Genomic DNA, 4,097 nt, shown 5'->3' with positions numbered 1-4,097 from the left:
CTTGGGACTTTGCAAAAGCCCATCCGAAATCCCCATCGATGCCCATCACTTCTCCGGTCGATTTCATTTCAGGCCCCAGCAGTACATCGACCCCGGGAAATTTATTGAACGGAAAGACTGCTTCCTTGACCGAGAAATGTTCCGGCAGAGGAGGGGCCGTAAAGCCCAGCTCCTTGAGGGTTCTTCCCATCATCACCTTCATCGCCAACTTGGCAAGCGGTACGCCGATCGCTTTGCTCACGAACGGCACGGTGCGAGACCCTCGAGGGTTGACTTCGAGCACATAGATGGTCCGACCTTTGACGGCAAACTGTGCATTCATTAACCCGACGACTCCGAGTTCCAGCGCCAACAAGCGCATTTGCCGCTCGATATCACGCACAATTGGCTTGTCCAACGTATACGGAGGCAGCGAACAGGCTGAATCGCCGGAATGAACCCCGGCTTCTTCGATATGCTCCATGATCCCCGCAACCACGACGGTTTCGCCGTCCGAAATCGCATCGGCATCGACTTCGATCGCATCGGCAAGGTACTTATCGATCAAGACCGGATGATTGGGCGACGCCTTGACCGCAGATTGCATATACTCCAGCAAGCCGGCTTCGTCATACACGATCTGCATTGAACGTCCACCCAACACGTAGGACGGACGGACCATGACCGGATAGCTGATCCGCCCGGCGATGTGTACCGCTTCCTCGATGGATCGGGCGGTTCCACTTTCCGCCTGCTTTAAGCCCAACCTATTCAGGAGATCCCGAAACCGTTCCCTGTCCTCGGCCAAATCGATGGCATCGGGACTGGTACCAAGGATCCGCACGCCGGCTTTCGAGAGCGGAAGCGCCAGCTTCAAGGGCGTCTGTCCGCCGAACTGTAGGACCACTCCGATCGGTTGCTCCCGATGGACGATGTTGAGGACGTCTTCATGTGTCAGCGGCTCGAAGTACAGTCGATCCGACGTATCGTAATCCGTGCTCACAGTTTCAGGGTTGCAGTTCAGCATGATCGTATCGATCGCTTCTTCTCGAAGCGCCATGGCCGCGTGCACACAGCAGTAGTCAAACTCGATCCCTTGTCCGATCCGGTTGGGACCTCCGCCGAGAATGATGACCTTTTGTTGGTCCGACGGTCTGGATTCACACTCCATACCGTACGTGGAATAGAGATACGGCGTCTGCGCCTCGAACTCCGCAGCACACGTATCAACCCGTTTATAGGTAACCCCCCGCGCCCCCTGTTGCGTACGCGCTTTCTGAACCGCGGCTGCTTCGCACCCGAGTAATTGGGCGATCCGATCATCAGAAAATCCAAGCTCTTTCGCCTCCCAGAGTAACTCACCGTTCAAGACGGCCGCCGGGTTGGCGGTATGACCGACAAGCATTCGTTCAAAGTCCACCAGTCGTCTGATTTGTCCCAAAAACCAGGGATCTACTTTTGTGGCTGCAAACAGTTCCGCATCCGTGAATCCCAGGCGCATGGCGTCGGCCATGTACCACAATCGTTCCGGTAATGGTGTCTTCAGCACCCGGTTGAGTTTCTCGATCGCTTCCGACCGATTAAACTCTGCTGGAACACCTCGATCAAGTCCGAACCGAGACGCCAATCCATTCAGTTCCAGCTCCAGGGAGCGAATGGCCTTTTGCAGCGACTCCTTGAAGGTGCGTCCAATCGCCATCACTTCTCCGACCGACTTCATCTGCGTGGTCAAGGTCGGATCGGCCCCTTTGAACTTTTGAAAGGCAAATCTCGGGATCTTGACCACCACATAGTCGATCACCGGTTCAAATGATGCCCTCGTGACACCGGTGATGTCATTGGTAATTTCATCCAAGGTGTATCCGATGGCCAGTTTGGCGGCGATCTTCGCGATCGGAAATCCGGTCGCTTTCGACGCCAATGCCGAGCTTCGAGATACCCGAGGATTCATTTCAATGACCACCATCTCTCCGTTGACAGGATTGATGCCGAATTGAATATTTGATCCTCCCGTATCGACTCCGATCTCCCGGATGATACGAAGTGCCGCGTCCCGCATCCGTTGGTATTCTTTATCGGTCAATGTGATGGCCGGCGCGACCGTGATACTGTCTCCCGTGTGCACGCCCATCGGATCGAAGTTCTCAATTGGACACACGATGACGACGTTGTCCTTCAGATCGCGCATGACCTCCAATTCATACTCTTTCCACCCAATGACCGATTCTTCGATCAGCACCTGACTGACCGGACTCATGGTCAGCGCCCATTCGATCAGCCTCTCGAATTCCTCCCGATTATAGGCGATGTTCCCGCCGGTCCCCCCCATGGTAAAGGACGGACGAATGATCGCCGGGAAGCCGACGGCGTCGAGAATGGTCGTTGCCTCCTGTCGCGTGTGCGCCGTACCGCTCTTCGGCACCCGCAGTCCGATTCGATGCATCGCCTGTTTGAACGCTTCCCGGTCCTCCGCCTTATGAATGGCCTCCGCGGAAGCGCCGATGAGAGCGACGCTGTATTTCTCGAGGACTCCACGCTTCACCAACCCCATGGTGGTGTTGAGAGCCGTTTGCCCGCCCATGGTCGGAAGCAGAGCATCCGGACGCTCCCGATCGATCACCTTCTCAACGACATCTAAAGTGATCGGTTCGACATACGTCCGATCAGCCATCTCCGGATCCGTCATGATCGTGGCAGGATTGCTGTTGATGAGGATGACTCTATATCCTTCCGCTTTCAGCGCCTTGCAGGCCTGCGTGCCGGAATAATCGAATTCGCAGGCTTGGCCGATGACGATCGGTCCCGAACCGATCATGAGGATTGAGTGAATGTCCGTCCGTTTAGGCATGGTGTCTTGATCGTCGAATCAGCCGGGTGGGAGATCGGGTGGCCCAATCAGCGGATGATACGGAGCCGGTTCAGGCGGCTCTCCGCCCCGCGTTGCGTGATAGTACTTCAAGGCCTCAGGTATCCAGGCTTCAATTTGGTTGATACGCGACACATCGGAGGGATGAGTAGAAAGAAACTCCGGGATGTTATGCTGTGATCGAAAACAAACCTTGCCAATCATTTGTCGGGGACACCCGCTCATCCGCTCCCAAAAGGGCACTGCTTCCCGAGGGTCATAGCCGGCTTGCGCCATCAGTTTGAGCCCAATGTAGTCGGCCTCGGATTCCTGTTTTCTCCCGAACGGCAAAGAGACCCCGACTCCGTACGCGCTCATCGCTGCCATCGCCGCATCCGGGCGTCCGACAGCAGCCCCCGCCGCGAGCGCGCCGACCTGCCCGATGGTTTCAAGGATGCTTCTGCTATAGCGCTCCGCCCCATGGCGCTGGAGCGCATGGGCCACTTCGTGACCGATGACGGTCGCCAAACCGTCTTCATTCTTCGTGAGCTTCAGTATCCCCGTGAAGACGGCTACCTTACCACCAGGCAACGCAAACGCATTGATCATACGGTCATCTCGAATAATAGCGAACTCCCATTGGTACTCCGGCTTATTGGCGACGGCCGCAATACGCTTACCAACCCGGTTGACCAACTCATTTAGTTGAGGATCGTCGCTTATCGGAGCCTTACGGAGCAACTCACGATAGGCGCTGATGCCCATCGCAATTTCTTTCTCCTCAGATATATAGATGAATTGATCACGCGCAGTTCCTGGGGCACGGACACACCCCGCTAGGCTTGAGACCAAACCGCTCGCCGTCGCCATACTCAGGAGGCAAGAGAGCCTCAACACGCCTCGAGCGCCGCGTAGAAACAGCGCGCGACGGGTGACGGGCTTCAAGAAAAATGTGTCGATCTCCCGATTTTCCGGTTGTGCCATCTTGAATCCTTAGATCGAAGCCGATCATCCATATTACCTTTCATAATACCATTCATATGGAACGCACTTCCCGGCTCTACGGCATCCACAAGTACATGAACTGGGGAGTCCCTCCACGGACAAATGACATGAGGTCAAGATCGGCAAGACCAGCGAGTCCGTTCGGCGCCAGCAGCTTGGAATACACGTTGTTGGAGTATTCACCCGGACGTTGGTACGTCACGACTCGGACTTCCGTCAGACCGGCTTTTTTCTTGGCCAACGCGATGGCGTCTTCGAGATAGCCGAT

The 4,097-nt window shown here is 55.8% G+C and carries 2 protein-coding genes and 1 pseudogene; all 3 read right to left on the bottom strand.

Features of this window, described 5'->3' with window-relative positions:
* Positions 1 to 2,827: carbamoyl-phosphate synthase large subunit (carB, locus tag ACOSYY_RS08335; protein WP_421661804.1), on the bottom strand; the 2,827-nt coding region annotated here is incomplete at its 3' end.
* An 18-nt stretch (positions 2,828 to 2,845) separates the two neighbouring features.
* Entirely contained in the window at positions 2,846 to 3,808 is a 963-nt protein-coding gene (locus ACOSYY_RS08330) for a M48 family metallopeptidase (protein WP_421661803.1), read from the bottom strand.
* A gap of 76 nt (positions 3,809 to 3,884) precedes the next feature.
* Positions 3,885 to 4,097 (bottom strand): annotated as a pseudogene (locus ACOSYY_RS08325) (signal peptide peptidase SppA); the annotation flags it as partial.

It is taken from the genome of Nitrospira sp. BLG_2, from assembly GCF_049222245.1.
The sequence above is the reverse complement of the archived record's forward strand: the minus strand, read 5'-3'. Positions and strand labels throughout refer to the sequence as shown.